Annotated in this window: 17 protein-coding genes and 1 tRNA gene; 3 read left to right on the top strand and 15 right to left on the bottom strand. The window is 74.0% G+C overall.

Annotation, left to right across the window (positions count from 1 at the left end):
• Position 1 precedes the first annotated feature (1 nt).
• The 4 genes from pstC to FHU37_RS16205 form a co-directional block, all read right to left on the bottom strand.
• Positions 2 to 1,072: a phosphate ABC transporter permease subunit PstC gene (pstC, locus tag FHU37_RS16220; protein ID WP_312892634.1), complete on the bottom strand. Its 1,071-nt coding sequence runs from the start codon at positions 1,070 to 1,072 to the stop codon at positions 2 to 4.
• Positions 1,073 to 1,136: 64 nt separating this feature from the next.
• Positions 1,137 to 1,805 (bottom strand): hypothetical protein, encoded by a 669-nt coding sequence (locus FHU37_RS16215; protein ID WP_179814890.1) that lies wholly within the window; start codon positions 1,803 to 1,805, stop codon positions 1,137 to 1,139.
• A gap of 364 nt (positions 1,806 to 2,169) precedes the next feature.
• Positions 2,170 to 2,243: transfer RNA gene (locus FHU37_RS16210), tRNA-Met, on the bottom strand.
• A gap of 123 nt (positions 2,244 to 2,366) precedes the next feature.
• The gene (locus tag FHU37_RS16205) at positions 2,367 to 5,354 is read right to left on the bottom strand and encodes a UPF0182 family membrane protein (protein ID WP_179814889.1); all 2,988 of its coding nucleotides are present in this window, start codon (positions 5,352 to 5,354) and stop codon (positions 2,367 to 2,369) included.
• Positions 5,355 to 5,651: 297 nt separating this feature from the next.
• Between FHU37_RS16205 and FHU37_RS16200 the strand changes: the two genes are divergently transcribed.
• A complete protein-coding gene (locus FHU37_RS16200; RefSeq protein ID WP_179814888.1) occupies positions 5,652 to 6,212 on the top strand; it encodes a PPA1309 family protein in 561 nt (186 codons plus the stop codon).
• Positions 6,213 to 6,343: 131 nt separating this feature from the next.
• On the opposite strand, the gene FHU37_RS16195 is transcribed toward FHU37_RS16200, so the two are convergent.
• From FHU37_RS16195 to FHU37_RS16180, 4 genes are all read right to left on the bottom strand, one after another.
• Entirely contained in the window at positions 6,344 to 7,429 is a 1,086-nt protein-coding gene (locus FHU37_RS16195) for a YlbL family protein (protein ID WP_179814887.1), read from the bottom strand.
• A gap of 210 nt (positions 7,430 to 7,639) precedes the next feature.
• A complete protein-coding gene (locus FHU37_RS16190; protein WP_179812178.1) occupies positions 7,640 to 7,915 on the bottom strand; it encodes a hypothetical protein in 276 nt (91 codons plus the stop codon).
• A 169-nt stretch (positions 7,916 to 8,084) separates the two neighbouring features.
• Complete coding sequence (locus tag FHU37_RS16185) at positions 8,085 to 8,513, bottom strand: molybdenum cofactor biosynthesis protein MoaE (protein ID WP_179814886.1); 429 nt, start codon at positions 8,511 to 8,513, stop codon at positions 8,085 to 8,087.
• A gap of 99 nt (positions 8,514 to 8,612) precedes the next feature.
• Positions 8,613 to 9,725: an NAD-dependent epimerase/dehydratase family protein gene (locus tag FHU37_RS16180; protein ID WP_179814885.1), complete on the bottom strand. Its 1,113-nt coding sequence runs from the start codon at positions 9,723 to 9,725 to the stop codon at positions 8,613 to 8,615.
• A gap of 628 nt (positions 9,726 to 10,353) precedes the next feature.
• Between FHU37_RS16180 and FHU37_RS16175 the strand changes: the two genes are divergently transcribed.
• Together FHU37_RS16175 and FHU37_RS16170 are read left to right on the top strand one after the other, a co-directional pair.
• Positions 10,354 to 11,895, top strand: coding sequence for a zinc-dependent metalloprotease (locus tag FHU37_RS16175; RefSeq protein WP_179816313.1), 1,542 nt, complete (start codon positions 10,354 to 10,356; stop codon positions 11,893 to 11,895).
• Positions 11,892 to 12,512, top strand: coding sequence for an NUDIX hydrolase (locus tag FHU37_RS16170; RefSeq protein ID WP_312892633.1), 621 nt, complete (start codon positions 11,892 to 11,894; stop codon positions 12,510 to 12,512). The genes FHU37_RS16175 and FHU37_RS16170 overlap by 4 nt, the downstream gene beginning before the upstream one ends.
• A gap of 114 nt (positions 12,513 to 12,626) precedes the next feature.
• On the opposite strand, the gene FHU37_RS16165 is transcribed toward FHU37_RS16170, so the two are convergent.
• The 7 genes from FHU37_RS16165 to FHU37_RS16135 all read right to left on the bottom strand — a co-directional run bounded on the left by FHU37_RS16165 (position 12,627) and on the right by FHU37_RS16135 (position 18,519).
• Positions 12,627 to 13,400 (bottom strand): AIM24 family protein, encoded by a 774-nt coding sequence (locus FHU37_RS16165; RefSeq protein WP_179814884.1) that lies wholly within the window; start codon positions 13,398 to 13,400, stop codon positions 12,627 to 12,629.
• Between the two features lie 19 nt (positions 13,401 to 13,419).
• Positions 13,420 to 14,097, bottom strand: coding sequence for an AIM24 family protein (locus tag FHU37_RS16160; protein ID WP_179814883.1), 678 nt, complete (start codon positions 14,095 to 14,097; stop codon positions 13,420 to 13,422).
• A gap of 5 nt (positions 14,098 to 14,102) precedes the next feature.
• Positions 14,103 to 15,881, bottom strand: a complete 1,779-nt coding sequence (locus tag FHU37_RS16155) for a TerD family protein (RefSeq protein WP_179814882.1) — start codon at positions 15,879 to 15,881, stop codon at positions 14,103 to 14,105.
• 172 nt (positions 15,882 to 16,053) lie between these two features.
• Positions 16,054 to 16,719: a M48 metallopeptidase family protein gene (locus tag FHU37_RS16150; RefSeq protein WP_179816311.1), complete on the bottom strand. Its 666-nt coding sequence runs from the start codon at positions 16,717 to 16,719 to the stop codon at positions 16,054 to 16,056.
• 364 nt (positions 16,720 to 17,083) lie between these two features.
• Positions 17,084 to 17,455 carry a putative WhiB-interacting protein gene (locus FHU37_RS29345; protein ID WP_179814881.1) on the bottom strand — a complete coding sequence of 124 codons (372 nt, stop codon included), beginning with the start codon at positions 17,453 to 17,455 and terminating at the stop codon, positions 17,084 to 17,086.
• Positions 17,452 to 17,841, bottom strand: a complete 390-nt coding sequence (locus FHU37_RS16140) for a WhiB family transcriptional regulator (protein ID WP_281394776.1) — start codon at positions 17,839 to 17,841, stop codon at positions 17,452 to 17,454. The genes FHU37_RS29345 and FHU37_RS16140 overlap by 4 nt, the downstream gene beginning before the upstream one ends.
• A gap of 132 nt (positions 17,842 to 17,973) precedes the next feature.
• A complete protein-coding gene (locus FHU37_RS16135) occupies positions 17,974 to 18,519 on the bottom strand; it encodes a hypothetical protein (RefSeq protein ID WP_179814879.1) in 546 nt (181 codons plus the stop codon).
• Between the last annotated feature and the right edge of the window lie 81 nt (positions 18,520 to 18,600).

The following is an 18,600-nucleotide window of genomic DNA, read 5'->3' as shown; positions in this document are numbered from 1 at the left end:
GTCAGACCTCGCTCTCGGCGCCGGAGCGGCTGCGCGCCACGATGGTGGAGGCGGTGAAGTTCACCACGAGGGTCACCAGGAAGAGCGTCATGCCGGCGGCCATCAGGGCCGACATGCCGAACGGGCTCGCGTCGCCGTACCGCAGGGCGATGAGCGAGGAGATGGAGATGGCCCCGTTCTCCAGGATCTGCCACTGGACCTCGAAGATCGGCGAGATGATCATGTAGACGCCGATGGTCTCGCCCAGGGCCCGGCCGAGGCCGAGCATGGTGCCGCCGATGATGCCGCCGCGGCCGAACGGCAGCACGACGGCGCGGATCATGCCCCAGCGGGTGGCGCCGAGCGCGTAGGCGCCCTCCCGTTCGCCGATCGGCGCCTGGTCGAACACCTCGCGCATCACCGAGCAGGCGATCGGGGTGACCATCATCGCCACGACGATGCCCGCGATCAGGGTGGAGGAGGTGTAGACGCTGGCGGTGGACAGCGGGTCGTCCCGGTTCACGCCGTCCACCCGGAAGATCGGGATCCAGCCGAACCAGGTGGACAGCCAGCGGGGGATGCCGTTGCCCTGTTCCCCCTCGACCATCAGGTAGGGCTGAAGCAGGAACAGCCCCCACAGGCCGTAGACGACCGAGGGCACGGCGGCCATCAGGTCGACGGCGTTGACCAGGGTCTGCTTCAGGCCGCGCGGGGCGTACTCGGAGATGTACAGGGCCGTGCCGAGCGCCAGCGGCACCGCGATGGTGATGGCCACCAGGGCGATCATCACGGTGCCGAAGAGCACGGCGGCGATGCCGAAGCCGCCGGCGCCGGGCGCCCACTCCTCGGTGGTGAAGAAGGACCAGCCGGCCTCGCGGACGGCGTCCGTGGCCTGGAGGCTGAGGAAGAGGCCGACCGCGACCATGATCGCCAGAACGGTCACGCCCGCGCCCCGGGCGCCGCCGCGGAAGAAGCGGTCGGCGAGGTCGCGGGCGCTGCGCGGGCGGACGCCCTTCTCCGGCCGGGGCGCCGGGGCCGGCGAGGGTGGCGGGGCCGCGGCCGCGCCGGGCGGGGGTGCGGCGATGCTGCTCACGGCCGCCTCCCGCCCCGTTCGGGCCGGGGCGCGGGGCGCCGGCCCGGGTGTCTGCTGTGCTCACTCATGAGGTGCCTGCCGATGGAGGTTGCGGTGGTCCGAAGGGGCCGCGTCGGGGGCGGTCGCCTCCCAGGGGGCCGCGTGGGCCGGGGCGGCCGGCCGGCGGCGCGGTGCTCCCCCGGCGGCCGGTGGTGGGCGCGGCCGGCTGGGGGGTGGGCGGTTCGGCTTCGCGGGGGATGGGCCGGCCCGGCGGGTCGCGCCGCACCCGGCGGCAGCCGGGGGTGACGTCGGCGCCGTCCAGGGCGTTCAGGAAGTTGGTGAGGTTGTAGGCGCAGTCGCGTTCCCGGAGGTAGCCGCGTCCGCAGACGGCCACCGGGCGGCCGTCCAGGAGCACCTCCCAGGCCCACAGCCCGCTGCCGGTGTGCAGCCAGCTGGCCGGCCTCAGCCGCGGTGCGCCGGCCTGTAACTGGGCGACGGCGGCGGTGCAGGCGGCGTAGTCCGGGTACTCGTCCAGGCTCCGCCCCAGCTCGCGGTTGTTCGGGGAGACCAGCCGCCAGCTGTACCAGCAGCGGTCTCCGGCGCCGCAGTCGGCGCCGGCCGCGGCCGGTGATCCGACCGGATCCCCCTCGTCCTCCTGCTGTTCGGCCGCGGCGCCTCCCGGCTCACCGGTACCGTGTTCTTCCGTCCCCGTCGGCCCCTGCCGACAGATGATCAGGAAGCGCCCCCTCGCCATACCCTGGCCCCCCAAAGCTTGGCCGTGCCCGACATCGCGCTTCGCGAGTATGTTCGCCGCGTCACACACTGTGGGGGCCTAAGGCGGACGGCCGTCCACGCCAACATGAACGCCGAATGTCCTGGGGGAGATAACTGGTCGACGATCTTCCGCGCCGGGAACCCGGGGCCGTCCGTGCCGCGGGACGCGCGTCACATCGGCCTGGAAGCGGTTGCGGGCGGCGCCGTGAAGGGCCCTCGATGTGAAGGAATTGCGAAGATCACTTCGGGCCGCGGCCGCCCACCGCGACCACCGCGCCGCGCCCGGTGCGCGGAACGACGACGAGGGCCCGCAGCCTTCGTGGCTGCGGGCCCTCGTCGTTCAGTAGCGGGGACAGGATTTGAACCTGCGACCTCTGGGTTATGAGCCCAGCGAGCTACCGAGCTGCTCCACCCCGCGTCGGTGTGCCTTCACTGTACACACAGCCGCGGGCCGGAGGCAAAACGCTCCGTAGCGGGTGGCGGCCGGCGGCCCGCCCCCGACGGGAGGGCGTCGGGGGCGGGCCGCTCCGGACCGACGGCGCTACCCGGTCGGCGTGGGCGACCCCTCCGGCGTGGGCGACCCCTCGGGGCTCGGCGACCCCTCCGGGCTCGGGGAGGCGTCCGGGCTGGGCGACGCCCCGTCGCCGTTCAGCGCGCCCTCGGCCTCCAGGGCCCGCGCCAGGGCCTCCTGGAGCCGCTGCTGCGCCTCGCCGTAGGCGGCGAAGTCGTTGTTGCGCAGCGCCTCCTGGCCGTCCTCGAACGCCTGCTGGGCGTCCTCCAGCGCCGCCGCCACGTCCGGGTCCTCCGGCTCGGGCGGGGTGCCGCCCGGCTCCTCGCCGCCCTCGCCCTCGTCCGGTGGCGTCGGCTCGTCGGTGTCCACCCCGGACTCGCCGAAGACGGAGTCCAGCGCCTGCTGCAGGGTGTCCTCGAAGGCCAGGCGGTCGCCGAAGACCACCATCACCTTCCGCAGCAGCGGGTAGTTGGTGCCCGCGCCCTTGACGTAGACCGGCTCCACGTAGAGCAGGCCGCCGCCCACCGGCAGGGTCAGCAGGTTGCCGTAGACCACCTCGGAGTCCCCCTGCTGGAGGATGTTGATGGTCGTACCGACGCTCGGCTCACCGTTGAACTTCGACTGCACCTGCTGTGGGCCGAGCACCGTGGTGTTCGACGGCAGTTGCAGGATCCGGATGGTGCCGTAGTCCGGGCCCGGATCGGCGTTGACCGCCATGAACGCCGCCATGTTGTCGCGCCGGGCCGGCACGAAGGACGACGTCAGCGAGAACGCCTCCTCCTCCTGACCGGGCATCGACAGCGTCAGGTAGTACGGCGGCTGGGCCTCACCGGTGTCGGTGGTCGGGTCGTTCGGCACCCGCCACTGGTCCGAACCGTTGTAGAAGGTGCCCGGGTCGGTGACGTGGTAGCGGGTGAGCAGGTCGCGCTGCACCTTGAACAGGTCCTGCGGGTAGCGCAGGTGCGACATCAGCTCGTCGCTGATCTCCGAGCGCGGCTCGATGGTGTCCGGGAACGCCTTCATCCAGGTCTGCAGCACCGGGTCGTTCTCGTCCCACTGGTACAGGGTCACCGTGCCGTCGTAGGCGTCGACGGTGGCCTTCACCGAGTTGCGGATGTAGTTGACCTGGTTGAGCTGGGTGAGCACGGCCCGCTGCGCGTCGGTCAGCGAGTCCGAGGCGGCCTCGGTCAGCACCGTCCGGGTGGAGTACGGGTACTGGTTGGTCGTGGTGTAGGCGTCCACGATCCACACCACCTTGCCGTCCACCACGGCCGGGTACGGGTCGCCGTCGATGGTCAGGAACGGCGCGACGGCCTCGACCCGCTCCTTGGGCGTGCGGTCGTAGAGGATCTTCGAGCCGCCGTCGATCGCCCCGGAGTACAGCAGCCGCGGCTCGGAGAACTTCAGCGCGTACGCCGCCTTGTTCAGCAGGTTGTCGATCGCCACCCCGCCCGCGCCGTCGTAGCGGAAGGTCTGCTGCCCGCCCTCGGCCTGGTCGTCCGGGTAGTCGATCTCCTCGTAGGTCCCGCCGACGATGGAGTACTGCGTGGTCTGCTCGCCGTAGTAGATCCGCGGCTGGTACTCGCCGAGCTGGCTGACCGGCGGGATGTCCTCGGAGGTGAACGACGGGGCGCCGCCCTCGGTGACCGTGGTGCCGGTCGCCGCCACCACGCCGAAGCCGTGGGTGTAGCGGAAGTGGTCGTTGACCCAGTTGCGCTGCCCCTCCGGGATGCCGCTCAGGTCCAGCTCGCGCAGGCCCACGACGGTGTCCGTGCGCTCCCCGTCGATCGTGTAGCGGTCGACGTCGAGGGTGTCGCTGAAGCCGTAGTAGCCGCGGACCTGCTGGACCTGCTGGAACGTCGGGGAGACGATGTTCGGGTCCAGCAGGCGGATCGAGGCGGTGGTGTCCGCGTCGTTGCGCAGCTGGCCCGGCGACGCCTCCGTGGTGGCGTCGTAGTCGGTCACCTGGACGCCGTCGATGCCGTACGCCTGACGGGTCGCCTCCAGGTTCTCCGCGATGTACGGCGCCTCACGCGCCTGCTCGTCCGGCTCGACCTGGAAGCGCTGCACGATCGCCGGGTACAGCCCGCCGATCAGCACCGCGGACAGCGCCATCAGGCCCAGGCCGACCAGCGGCAGCGCCCAGGTGCGCCGGAAGATGTTGACCGCGAACAGCACCGTGCAGATCAGCGCGACGAAGAAGAGGATCGTCTTGGCCGGCAGGTAGGCGTTGGCGTCCACGTAGCGCAGACCCGCCCAGCCCTCGGTGGCGCGGAAGTCCGAGGACTTCACCGCCAGCCCGTACCGGTCCAGCCAGTAGGCGACCGCCTTGAGCAGCACGAACAGGCCGAGCAGCACCGACAGGTGGACCTGCGCGGCCGACGTCGCCCGCGCCCCGGGCGACTGGATGCGCAGTCCGCCGTAGAGGTAGTGGGTGATCGCCGCGGCGACCAGCGACAGCACCACCGCCGCGAAGCCGAAGCCCAGCACGAAGCGGTACCAGGGCAGGTCGAAGGCGTAGAAGGCGACGTCCAGGTTGAACTGCGGGTCGGTGGTGCCGAACTCCGTGCCGTTGACCCACTGCAGCCAGGTGCGCCACTGCCCCGCCGCCGAGGTGCCGGCGATCAGGCCGACCAGCGCGGACAGCGCGATCACCAGCCAGCGCCGGTAGGGCTCGATGGCGACCCGGTAGCGGTCCAGGCTCTGCTGCTCCATGGACATGCCGCGGAACTCGGGGCGCATCCGGTGGGCGAGGTAGATGTTCAGCGCCACGGCGACGGCCATCAGCACGCCGAAGACGGCGAAGAGCCCGAGGCGGGTGGTCAGCTGGGTGGTGTAGACGTTGCCGTAGTCGAGGGCGCGGAACCACAGCCAGTCGGTCCAGAACCCCGCGAAGACGGTGAAGAGGATGAAAAGGACCGCCAGGATGCCGACGGTCAGCAGCAGGTTCCGCGTCAGTCTCGACGGCGGGCCCTGGCGGACGCGCGGCCCCGGCGGCTCCCCGCCCCTGTCGGGCATCTGAAAGACCACGAGTGCACACCTCGGTTAACGGTTGTCGGTACTGCCGCCGGGCAGGCGCGCGTCGCCGGACCGCCGGCATCCATATGTCTGTGAAACTTACCCACTGTTTACCTGAGTTCCCGATCCGGCCAGCGGATTCGCAGCACTCCGCCACCGAACCGGTGCCGGGCCGCGACCGCGGCGAGGCCGGGGGCGCCCGGAACGGGTTCCGGGACCGCCGCCGCGGCACGCCTGGCTGACCCGGACGGCGGCCGATTTGCCGCCGGTGGTGCGCGAGGGGGCAATATCTACCCCATGCCTGCCACTCCGACCGGGAACGACCCGGCCGTTCCGCCCGCCGCCAACCCGCTCACCCGCGCCGTCCTGGAGATCGACTCCTACGCCGGGACCCTCGGCTGGGACCAGCCGATCCGACTGTTCGCCCTGGTCGACACCGCCGCCCTGGCGGCCACCGAGCCGACGTTGGCCGAGCAGCTGGGCCTGACCGACCCGCAGCCGGGCGAGCTGACCCCGATCGAGCAGGAGGAGCTGCCCGCCGACGCGCCGCTGGACGAGTTCCTGGGGACCATCGCGTGGCCGGACGCGGTGGCCGGCTGCGCGCTGGTCGCCGAGCGGCTGATGCTGCCGCCCAGCGCGGAGGCCGCCGTGCCGCGGGACATCGGGGAGAAGGAGCTGGCCGACTGGGTGGCCGCCCACCCGGAGCGCCAGGAGGTGCGGCTGACCGTGGCCGTGCTGCGCGACGGCCGGCGGGAGTCCGCGGTGCGGCTGCGCGAGCGGGACAGCGAGCAGGAGGTGCTGACCGGCGCCGGCCTGGTGCCCGGCATGGCGGAGGCCCTGCTGGCGACGTTCTCCTGATCCGCCGCCCGCCCCGCCCGGTCCGCCCGGTCCGCCCCGCCCGACGGTCGCGGCCGTCGGGCCGGCCGGGCGCCGCGGGGGCGTCGCGGCCCGCGCGGCCGGCACGCCCCCCGTTGGCGCGGCCCGGGCCGTCACGACCCGCACAGCGGGAGTTCGTCGGTGGTGCCCTGGCGGATGTCCTCCAGGGCGGCCTCGGCCCCGTCGAGGTCGTCGACCCGCACCAGGGTCAGGCCGTCCGGCGGGTCGGTGGCCGCCGCCGCGCAGTTGTCCGACGGGGTGAGGAAGTACTCGGCGCCGGCCTCCCGGGCCGCGATCACCTTCATCTGCACCCCGCCGATCGGGCCGACCCTGCCCTGGTCGTCGATGGTGCCGGTGCCGGCGACGAACTCCCCGCCGGTCAGGTCGCCCGGCTCCAGCTTGTCCATGATGGCGAGGGTGAACATCAGCCCGGCGCTGGGGCCGCCGACGTCGTCCAGCCGGATGTCGATGTCGAACGGGAAGGTGTGGGCCGTCCCCGGGTAGATCCCGACGACGGCCCGGCCGTCCTCGGCCTCGCTGGTGGTGACGGTGACCTCGCGCCGGGCCGAGGGGTCGTCCTCGTGGGCGGGCTGCTCGGAGTCGGCCGGCTTGGGCACGATGGTGAAGACCACGTCCTCGCCGGGCCGGTGCGCGGTGATCAGCTCGGCGACCTGCTCCGGCGAGTCGACCTCGGTGCCGTCCACCGCCACGATCACGTCCCCGGCGTGCAGCAGGTCCTGCGCCGGGGCGCCGTCCACCACGGCGGAGACGATGACCTGGGTGCCGATGTCGATGCCGAGCTGCCGCAGCGCGGCGGCCTTGGCCGCCTCCTGCGAGGAGGAGAACTCCTCGGCGTTCTCCTGCCGGACCTCCTCGGCGCTGCGGTCGTCCGGGTAGAGGGTGTCCTTGCGCACGATCAGGCTGTCGTCGCGCAGCCAGCCGACCACCGCCTCCAGCAGGTTCATCCGGTAGTCCTTGCCGGTGACCCGCACGGTGGTCATGTTCAGGTGGCCGGACGCCTCGTAGCTGTCGTGGCCGGCGATGGTGATGACCTCCTCGCCGTCCGCGTCCTCGCCGAGCGTGTTGAAGGTGGGACCGGGATCCATCTCCGCGTAGGGCACGGGGAGCAGCACCAGGGCGGCGAGGATCACCACCAGGGCGCTGATCGACGTCAGGATCGTCGCGGTTCGCCGGGGCATGCCACCCACTTCTCAATCGTCCGATCGGCCGGTCTCGAACATCCTGGCCCATCGGGGGGTCTGCGCCGCATAAGGGGTGCCGGATCGGCCGCCCGGGCGTCGCGCGGGAACGACCGAGGGGGCCGCCCGTTCGGGGCGACCCCCTCGCCTGGGGTGGTGCGGCGCCGCCGGCGTGCCGGCCGGCCCACCGGAGCTCCCGGACCACGCGCCCTAGCTGCTGGCGCCGGCGCCCTCGCGCTGCCTGCGCCGGCCCTCCCCGGCCCCCTGCGGGCGCGGGGAGGTGGAACGGCCTCGGCCGAGGCGACGCCGCCGCGGCTCGGCACCGGTGGGAACGGCGCTGGTGTGCTCCATCGCGTGGACGAAACGCTGGTACCCGGCGAGGGACTGGCCGTCCCCCAGGTGACGGGTGCGATTGGACCAGGCCGCCCAGACGGCGGCGAAGAGTGCTGCGGCGACCGGGATTGCCAACCATGCGATCGATGCCATGACGAACTCCCGAACTCTTCGTACGTATCTGAAGATTAGCCGTTCGGTATGACAACGCCCGTCAGCGGGCGTGGTCACGTCGCCCTTTCGAGGGACCGCGCACCCACCCGCCGATCAATGCCCGATCAGAACTACCACAGGTCCGGTCGCGCACCGCCCCACGGGCCGATCAGCAACCGACCCATTCGGACTCCCCGTCGGTGAATACCTGCCGCTTCCAGATCGGCACCTGGTGCTTGAGGTCGTCCACCAGCCGGCGGCAGGCCTCGAACGCCTCCCCGCGGTGGGCGCAGGACACCGCCGCCACCACCGCCAGGCCGCCGACCGGGAGCAGGCCGGTGCGGTGCACCACGGCCAGCGCCCGCACCGGGAAGTCCGCGGCCACCTTCGCCGCCACCGCGCGCAGCTCCCGCTCGGCCGTCGGGTGCGCCGAGTACTCCAGCGAGACGACGTCCCGCCCCTCGTCCAGGTCGCGCACCGTGCCGACGAACAGCGCGGTCCCGCCGGCCCCCGCGTCGCCGACCGCGGAGAGGACCTCGTCCACCGACAGCCCGGTGTCCCGGATGGCGATCAGTCTCAGCGGGTCCGTCGGTTCCATCGCGCCCCTCGCGTCCTTTGGGTCCATGGCCTCATCCTGCCCTCCCGCGCCCGGGCGCCGCCCACCGGGCGGGCCACCCGCTCCCCTCGACGGCCCGCCCTAGCCGCGCCGCCGGCGGCGGGCCCGCCGCACCAGGGCGGCGGTGCCGACCAGCGCCACCGTCGCGCCCGCCGCGCCCAGCGACGCGGCCGCGTCCTTGCGACCCAGCCGCCGGGAGACCACCGCGTGGTTGCCCTCGGTGTGCGCCAGCAGTTCCACCAGCGCCTCCTCGTTGGTGTACGCCGGGCGCCAGCCGGCCTCGTGCAGCCGGGTGGCGGAGATCACCCACGGGTGCATGGTGTACGCGAGGTCGGTCACCGGAGCCGGGGTGATGCCCAGGCGGTGCAGCCGCTCCGCCGCGCCGAGGGCGAAGGACGCCGGCAGCTCCATCCGCCGCATCCCGGAGATCTCCTCCACGTCCGCCTGCTCCAGCCAGCCGTCCGAGCCGACCGCGATCTCCCCCTCGACCAGGCCCAGCGCCGCGTACTCCAGCGCCGAGGCGAGGTCCTCCACGTGGCAGAACTGCCAGCACGGCCGGCTGCCCTTGACCACCAGCAGCCGCGGCGCCTCGAAGTGGCGGGTCAGCACCGTGTCGATGCCCTCGCCGACCAGCCCGGCCGGCCGCACCACCGTCACCGACAGCCCCGGGTGGGCCTTGGGCGCCCGCCGCGCCAGCCGCTCCATCTCCAGCAGGTCGCCGACGATCGACTCGTCCGGGACCGCCGCCAGCGGGGCGTCCTCCGACAACGGCACGGGGTTGTCCGGATGCGCCCCGTACACCATGGCCGAGGTGCACAGCACCACCCGCCGCACCCCGGCCGCCGCCGCCGCGGTCAGCACGGTCTGCGCGCCGCGCACGTTGTAGGCGCTGCGGGTACGGGGATCGCTCTCCATGCCGAGGTCCAGCGCGAGGTGGACGACGACGTCCGCCCCGGCCAGCCGGTCGGCGATCGACGGGTCCCGCACGTCCATCACCCGCCACACCGCCCCGGGCACGTCCCCGCGCCGCTCGTCGACGGCCAGCACCTTCCCGATCTCCGGCGACTGGACCAGCCGCAGGGCCAGCGCCCGCCCCACCCCGGAGGCCGCGCCGGTGACGGCGACCGTCGGGCGTCCACCGCGTCCGCGTCGCCCGGTCAGCCGAGAGCGAACGTGTCTGGGCGGGGAACTCACCGGTGGTCTCCCATGGTTAATTTGAGGTGAAGGTGTCGTACGTACCGACCATCCTGCCTCAGACGGCCGGCGGGGTTCTCCGGAGGACGCAGCGCCTCCGGCCGGGCCCGGCCGGTCGGAGCGGCGTAGGACCGGGGCGAGCCGGGCCGTGGGCCGGGCGGGTCCGGGAGCCTGTCCGGTGGTGCGCGCCGGGCGAGTCGGGCGGCCTCGGCCCACCAGCACGGTGGTCCGGAGTGCGCCTAGAGTCGTCGTACGGCGTTTCGGCACGTCCGCGCGGTCGCGTCCCGGCGGCTGCCTTAAGCCAAGGAGCCCAGCAACCGTGAGTGACTTCCCATTCGGATTCGGTCCTTCCCCCAAGGACCCGGACGACGACGACCGGGACGCCACGGGCGCCGGCGGAGCGTCCGGCGGCAGGGGCGGAGGTGGCGGCGGCGACCGGGGGCGCGGCACCGGTCCCGGTGACCGCGGCGGAAACGGGGGCGACCGCGGCAAGGACGACGGCCGCGGGGACGACGGCCGTGACGACAAGGGCCGCGACAACAAGGGCGGCGCGGACAAGGGCCGCGAGGAGGGGAACGGCGGCGCGGGCGGAGGCGCCCAGAACCCGTTCGCCGGCACCCCCCTCGGCATGCTGTTCGGCGGCGGCCAGGGCGCGGGCGGCGGCCAGAACCCGTTCGGCTTCGGCTTCAGCCTGCCCGGCATGCCCGGCGGCGGCCAGGGTGCGGGCGGCCAGGGCGGGGGGGACAACCCCTTCGCCGCCATGTTCGGCAACCTCGGCGCCGCCGACCTCGGCGCGGCGTTCCAGCAGCTCGGCCAGATGCTCTCCACCGACGCCGGCCCGGTGAACTGGAACCTCGCCCACGACATCGCCCGCCGCACGGCCGCCGCCGGCGGCACCGCCGCCCTCTTCGGCCAGGCCGCCCCCTCCGCCGACCCGTCCGTCACCGACTCCGAGCGCACGGCCGTGAGCGAGGCCGTCCGGCTCGCCGAGCTCTGGCTGGACGAGGTCACCTCCTTCCCCGCCGGCACCGGATCCGCGGAGGCGTGGAGCCGCGCCGAGTGGGTCGAGGCCACGCTGCCGGTCTGGCGCAGCCTGGTGAACCCGGTCGCCGAACGGGTCGCCGGCGCCATGGGCGGCGTCGTCCCGGAGGAGATGCGCGCCATGGCCGGCCCGCTGCTCGGCATCATGCGGAGCATGGGCGGGGCCATGTTCGGCACCCAGATCGGGCAGGCCATCGGCACGCTGGCCGGCGAGGTCGTCGGCTCCACCGACATCGGCCTGCCGCTCGGCCCGGTCGGCAAGGCGGCCCTGCTGCCGGCCAACGTCGCCGCGTTCGGCGAGGGCCTGGGCATCCCGCTGGAGGAGGTGCGGCTGTACCTCGCGCTGCGGGAGAGCGCGCACCACCGGCTGTTCGGGCACGTGCCGTGGCTGCGCCAGCACCTGCTGGGGGCCGTGGAGAGCTACGCCCGGGGCATCACCGTGGACACCTCCCGGTTGGAGGAGATGGTCTCCGGCATCGACCCGACCAACCCGGAGGCACTGCAGGAGGCGCTGCAGGGCGGCCTGTTCGAGCCGCAGGAGACGCCGGAGCAGAAGGCCGCGCTCGCCCGGCTGGAGACGGCGCTGGCGCTGGTGGAGGGCTGGGTCGACGCGGTGGTGCACGCCGCCGCCGCGCCCCGGCTGCCGGCCGCCGCCGCGCTGCGCGAGACGCTGCGCCGGCGCCGGGCGACCGGCGGGCCGGCCGAGCAGATCTTCACCACGCTGGTCGGTCTGCAGATGCGTCCGCGCCGGCTGCGCGACGCCTCCCGGCTGTGGGCGTCGCTGACCGACGCGCGCGGGCTGGACGGGCGGGACGCCCTGTGGGCGCACCCGGACATGCTGCCGACCGCCGACGACCTCGACGACCCGGACGGCTTCGTGCACCGCGAGGAGATGGACTTCTCCGAGCTCGGCTCCTCCCTGGACGAGTCGCTGGACCGGATGCTCGGCGAGGAGCGCGCCAAGGGCCGGGCCGACCGCGAGGCCGGGGAGGGCGACACCGGCGCGGCCCCCGGGGAGGGCGACCGGGGCGAGGAGGAGGGCCGCGGCGGGGACGACGACGGCGGGGACGACGACGGCAAGGGCCGGGGGGACGGCAGGGGCGACGGCACCGGAGACGGTGCCGCGTGACCGCCCTGTCCACCGGCGCGGCCGGCGGCGCCACCGCCGGCGGCGCCCTGCGGGACGACGCCCTGCGCGTGCTGTCCGGCTGGTCGGCGCCGGACGAGCGCCAGGAGGCGCTGCGCGCCGCGTTCGTCGACTACCTCGCCGCCAACCCCGACGGCCTCAGCCGCGGCTCGGCGGGCGGGCGGCACCTGACCGCCAGCGCGCTGGTCGTCGACCCGTCCTCCTCCCGGGTGCTGCTCACCCTGCACCCTCGGGTGGGCAGCTGGCTCCAGATGGGCGGCCACTGCGAGGCCCACGACGCCTCGCTGGCGGCGGCCGCGCTGCGCGAGGCCACCGAGGAGAGCGGCGTCCCCGGGCTGACCCTGTCCGCGGCGCCGCTGCGGCTGGACCGCCACCTCGTGCCGTGCCGCGACGGCGTGCGGCTGCCCGCCGCGGACGGCGGTCCCGGCGACGTCAGCGAGCACCTGGACGTGCAGTACCTGGCCGTCGCGCCGCCGGACGCCGTGGCCCGGATCAGCGAGGAGTCCCTGGACCTGCGCTGGTTCCCGGCCGACCGGCTCCCGGACGGCGCCGACCACTCCGTGCGCGCCCTGGTCTCCCAGGCCCTCGCCACGCTCTGAGCCGGCCGGCCCGAAACGGCGACGGGCCCCGCCCACCGGTACGCGTACCGGTGGGCGGGGGCCCGTCGCCGCCGCGGAGCTCCCCGAGCGGGCGCCCCGGGGCTCCGGCGTCCGTCAGCGGTTGCCGCCCCAGCTGTTGCCGGGGTTCTGCGCCTGCACGCCCTGCTGTCCCATGCCGTACTGGCCCCGCAGCCCGCCGCCGGCGGCGAACAGGGTCTGCGGCGGCAGCAGCTCGGCCGGCTGGACCACCACGTAGCCGCGGCCCATGAAGTTCATCTCCCAGCCCTCGCCGGTGTTGCCCCGCCGGCTGAAGACCGACGACGACGTGGTCTGGGCCTGCATGGAGACCCGCAGCGAGGCCGTCCAGGCGATCACCGCGTCCGCGTCGGCGTTGACGAACTTGTCCGGCGTCACCTCCAGCACCAGCGGCTTGCCGGAGGTCATCAGCGCCACCTTGCCGTTGCCGGCGATCCGCAGGTTGTAGCCGCCGGCACCGGCGATCTGCTGCATGGACTCCACCGCGACCACCTCGCGGTGCAGGTTGGCGTCGAGCGCCAGGACGTAGGCGCCGTCCACGGTGATGCCGTCGTGGCCCCCGCAGTCCAGCACGTGCACGTGCTGCGCCAGGTTGGCGAAGTAGATGGTGCCCTCGCCGGAGCACCGCATCAGCGGCAGCCCTTCGCCGGTCATCTGCCGCTCGCGGCGCCGCCCGCGGCTCTCGTACTCGCCGTCGAAGTCGATCAGGCCCTGGTAGGCGACCATCGCGCCCTTGCGGGCGAGGACCTCGGGGTTGGACTGGTCCAGCCGCACCCGCAGCATGTGGTCGTTCTGCAGGGCGTAGCGGTCTGGCGACTGCACCTCGGTGTAGCCGAACAGTGAGCTCTGCACGGTTTCGTTCCCCCTTGCCTCAGCCGCGCACGCGCAGGCGGTCGGTGCTGTCCTCGCTGGGCTGGACGACGACGAACCCTCGGCCGCTGAAGCCGACCTGGTACGCCTCGCCGCTGCCGCGCCCGATCAGCGAGCCGGCCTTGAAGCTGCGCTTGCCCTTGATCCGCAGCCCGGTGGTCCAGGCGATCAGCGCGTCCGGGTCGACGTAGGTCTCCTGCTCGCCGGTGTCCAGCACGACGGGCGTGCCGCGCGTGGTCAGCGCCACCCAGCCGTTGCCGCCGAGCATCAGGTTGAACAGGCCGCTGCCGCTCAGCCGGGCCACGCCGCGCACCCGCTCGATGTCGGAGGTGAGGTTGGCGTCGTAGGCGAGCACGTTGGCGCCGTTGACCGAGAGGCGGTCGCCGGCCAGTTGCAGCACGACGACGTCGGCCCCGTAGTCGGCCAGGTAGAGCACGCCGTCGCCGCTGGCGCGCATCAGCGGCACGCCCTCGCCGGTGGCCCACTCGCCGAGGCCGCGGCCGAGGGACGGCGGGTTCGCCTGGAACTGGATGTAGCCCTCGTAGGCGACCATCGAGCCGGCGCGCGCGTACAGGTCGTTGCCGGTCTGCATGGCGACCTTGCACATGTGGGTGCCGTGGTTGCTCATCCGGGCCACGGGCGCGGTGGCCGCGTACCCGGCCAGAAGCTGCTGGTCCATCAGGGTCACACCTCGTACGGCTGGACGACGATGAAGTTGCCCGGGGCTCCCCGGAACTGGAGGTTGACGGCCTCCCCGCTGTGGCCCGGGTAGGCGTCGCGGCGCAGCCGGACCGACGTGCTGACCACCACCTGGGCGCCGGCCGTCCAGGCCACGATGGCGTTGCTGTCGGCGAAGGTGGTGGGGGTGACCGGCAGCACCACCGGCGTGCCCTTGGTGCGCAGGATGACCGCGCCCTGGCCGGAGAACTGCAGGGTGAACAGGCTGCCACCGGGGATGCCGTGGCCGTCGATCCGGCGCACCTCGTACTGGAGCGCCTCGTCGAAGGCGAGCACGGCGGCGGCGTTGACGCACAGCGACTGGCCCTGGAGGTCCACGATGTGCAGGTCTGCGGCGTCCTCGGCGAGGAAGACCTCGCCCTCGCCGGAGCAGCGCATCAGGTCCATGTCCTGGCCGCTGGCGCTGGTGGCGAGCCGGTTGCGCCAGCCGCCGGAGCCCTTGTGGGCGAACTCCACCTTGCCCTGGTAGGCGACCATGCTGCCCTGCTGGGCGATGACCGCGGTGCCGGCCAGGGTGACCTTGATCAGCTTGGCGTTCTGCTGGGTCCACCGGCCGGTCGCGGCGACCTCGCGGTACTTGGCGAGGCCGGCCTCGGCGCCGGGGGGCGTCGGGGCGCCGGCGGCGGCCTGCTGCGGCGCGCCGTACGGGGCGGCGCCGGGCGCGGCCATGCCCGGCGCCGGCATACCGGGCGCGGGGGCGCCGGGGTAGCCGGGGGCGGGCGCCGGCTGGCCGGGGCCGGGGTAGCCGTAGCCGCCGGGGGCGGCCGGGGCCTGCGGCGGCTGCTGGCCGTAGGGGTCGCCGAAGGGCTGCGGCGGGGCGCCGAAGCCCGGCCCGGGCGCGCCGGGGGCCGGCGCCGGCGGGTAGCCGGCGGGCGGCTGCGGGGCCGGCGGGGCGGGCGGCGCGGGGGCGCCGAAGCCCTGTGGGACGAACTGCTGCGGCTGCGCCGGGGGCTGCGGCGGGGGGAGGTGGAAGTCGCCCTGCGGCTGCGCGGGCTGCTGCGGCACCGGCGCGGGGGCGGGCGCGGGCGGCGGCACCGGCGGGGCCGCGGCGGCGGGCGCCGCGAAGGCCGGCGGGGTCGGCGCGGGGGGCGGGGTGGGGGCGGCCGGGGCGCCGAACGCCGGCGGCGCGGCGGCCGCGGCCGGCGGGGCGAAGGACGGGGTGGGGGCCTGGGGGGCGGGGGCCGGGGCGGGTTCCTCCTCCAGCACCTCGCCGCCGAAGTTCTCCAGCAGGGCCCGCAGGCCGCCGTCGAAGCCCTGGCCGACCGCGGCGAACCGCCAGACGTCCTTGCGGTAGACGTCGGCGAGCATCACGGCCCGCTCGGTGCTGAACTCCGCGCCGGAGAAGGAGTAGCGGGCGACCTCCTCGCCGCCGGCGACCAGCCGGATGTAGCCCGGCCCGACCTGCGACATGGTGCCGTCGCCGTCGATCGTGGCGGTGAAGGCCAGCTTGTGGATGGCGGGCGGGATCCGGTCGAGCGTCACCCGGAACGACTGGGTGTCGCCGGCCTGCTCCCCGAGGAGCTGGATGGAGCCCTCGGGGGACGCGGTCTGGTTGAAGAAGACGAAGTAGCGGTCGTCTGACAGCTTCTCGTCCGCGTCCAGGCCGAAGCAGCTGATGTCGAACGACAGCCCCGGGCCGCCGATCTGCACGCCCACGTACAGGTCGACACCCGCCGTCAGATCACTGATCTTCGCCTTGTGGCCGCGCTGGAATTGCCTCGCCATGCGGAGCCCTACCCTCCCCTTAACGGTCGGAACGCCGCGACACCGAAAAGCCCGGCCGGCGCGCTGGGAGCGACGCACGGTCGGGCGGCCACGGTTCCACGCACGGTACCGCACCCCTGGAGCGGCGAGAGCGGGGGCGACCGTCCGAAAACGGCCGCGGGGGCGGCGCGGGTTAGTCGCACTCCCCCGGCTCGCCCTCCGCGACCTGCCCGAACTCCTCCGAGAGGTCGTCGGGGAGGTCCTCGCTCAGTCCGTCCGCGGGATCCTCGCCGTCGGCCGCGGAGTCCTGCCCTGGTGACGGAGAGTGCGGAAGCCGGGCGGCGGCGACCACGCCCTCCAGGAAGCCGCGGGCCCGCTCGGTGCGCGGGTAGGCGTCGAGCAGCCGCCAGAAGCGCGGGCCGTGTCCGGGCACCAGCAGGTGGGCCAGTTCGTGCAGCAGCACGTAGTCGACGACCCAGGCGGGCATGCCCTTGAGCCGGTGGGAGAGCCGGATGGAGCCCTCGGCGGGCGTGCAGGAGCCCCAGCGGCTGTTCTGGTTGGTCACCCAGCGGACCGAGGCCGGGACCGCGGTCCCGTTCAGGTACTGCTCGGACAGCTCGCGGGCGCGGCGCTCCAGGGCGTCGTCGCCGAGCACCCGCTTGGCCTCCTGGGCGGCGAGGCGCTCCAGCATCCGGGCCACCCAGCGCTTCTCCTCGGCCGCCGACATCCGGGCCGGGATCAGCACGATGGTGCGGTCGCCCTCCCGGTACGCGGACACGGTGCGCCGCCGGCGGGCGCTCCGCCGCACCTCGACGTCGGGCCGGGCGGTGGTCGCCTTGAGGGCCGACTCGGCGGGCACGGTGCGCTCCGACCGGCGCGGGCGCTCCTTCGCGCTTTCGGGCTGCTCGGCTGCTACCACGGTTAAGACCGTACCGGCTGCGCTCCGCGAAATCCTCACCCTGACGGGAATTGCCTGGTGATCGGCCCGACCGAGGGACACTTGGCGATATCAACCCGACCGATCGGGTCAGGGAATGATCATTCCGTTTGGAATTCGATCATCCTGATGATCGTCGTGGGTCCCCGTCGTCCCACGGTGGCCGCCGGCCCGGAACGGAAACGACCGGTGCCCCGGGCGCAGCGCGCCCAGGGCACAATCCGTGTGTCGTGCGTGGCCGCCGGGCCGTGGCTCCCCCCACGGCCCGGCCCGGCGGCCGGCCGGCTCAGCGCAGGATGCTGAGCGCCATTGCCCGGCGGGCCCGGAGCGAGGCGGCCTCGGCCTTGCGGGCCAGCCGCCGCGCCCGGACCAGGCGCCGGGCCCGGCGTTGCTCCTCCGCCTCGCGCAGCCTGTCCTCCATCTGCGCTCGGGCCAGGGCTTCGTTGAGCAGTTGCATGTCGTGGTGTCCGTTCAGATCGATGGTGAGACGTTCGGCGGGCGCGTACAGCGTGGTTTCTCGGGTCATCAGGGCCTGCTTGTCATCGGCGGGGAACCGGCCGGTCGTCACGGCGGTTCGGCGGGTACGGGGGCGGGTGCGCCGGTAGGCGGCGTCGGCCCGCGCGACACGGGCGCGGAACGCCGCGACCGCGGAGGTCACGCCGCGACCGGGTTCTTGCGCGGGCGGCCACGGGGCCGCTTGCGGGCCACGACGACGCCCTGCACGAACAGTTCGCCACCCCACACGCCCCACGGCTCCCGCCGCTCCAGGGCACCGGCCAGGCAGGCCTGACGCACCGGACAGCCCTGGCACAGGGACTTGGCGTACTCCACGTCGGCGGGCGACTCGGCGAAGAACACCTCGGGGTCGTAGGAACGGCACGGGATGGCTGCGCCATCGCCCTCGACGTCGTCGAGCTGCGTGACGGCAGCGGTGAGCTGCATCAGGGATACCTCCGCCGGGTCGTTCGGCGTGATCGGCGCTGCGCTGGAGCTGGGAGGAACGGACGGGGGGTTGCAGTGTGCTTCCGCGGGAGCGGGCGGCAGGAGCGTCACGTGTCTTCCTCGTCTCGGGCGGGGTTCACCCGCCCGTTGCGTTGTTCGGTACCGGTGAAACAACAAGGGCCGCGGATCCCGATGCGGGTTCCGCGGCCCTGGAGGCGCCGATCTGATGCTGGATCAGTCTCGATGTCTCCAGGGATGGTCCCCGCGGAGGGATCGCATGTCCTGCTGCGTCACGTCATTGCGGTGCTGGGTGGCCGGGGCGACGGTGGTCACCTCGGCCCGGGTCGGCTCGGCCCAGACGGCTGCCGGGGCAATGGCCCGCGGACGGGCGACGGCGGCCTTGGCGGCGCCCTCGACCACGACGGATCCACTGCCGGCGGCGAAGCCCGCGCCACGGCCGAAGCCGAGGGCGCCGCCGAAGCCGGCGCCGGTGCCGAAGCGGGCGTCGAAGCCACGGGTGGCGTCGAAGCCACCGGTGGTGCCGAAGCCGGTGCCACGGCCCAGACCAGTGCCGTCGCCCAGCAGGGAGCCGCCGAGGGCGGCGCCACCGCGGACGGGGGTGCCGGTGGGCAGACCGGTGCCTGGGAAGCCGCCATCGCGATAGGCCAGGAGGACCTGCGCCGGCACGAGACCGGCGCGGGATTCGAGGCCAGAGGCCGAGACAGTGCCGCGGCAGGCGGCAACGGCGGCGAAGCCGGTCATTTTGATCGTCGTTGCCACTGGACTCGCCTCCCTACTGTTCTCGGCACCCAACGGCGGCAACCGGGGGTGGTTCCTGATGCTGATACGGCTGTGCTCGGT

This window comes from Allostreptomyces psammosilenae (genome assembly GCF_013407765.1).
GTDB lineage: Bacteria > Actinomycetota > Actinomycetes > Streptomycetales > Streptomycetaceae > Allostreptomyces > Allostreptomyces psammosilenae.
The sequence above is the reverse complement of the archived record's forward strand: the minus strand, read 5'-3'. Positions and strand labels throughout refer to the sequence as shown.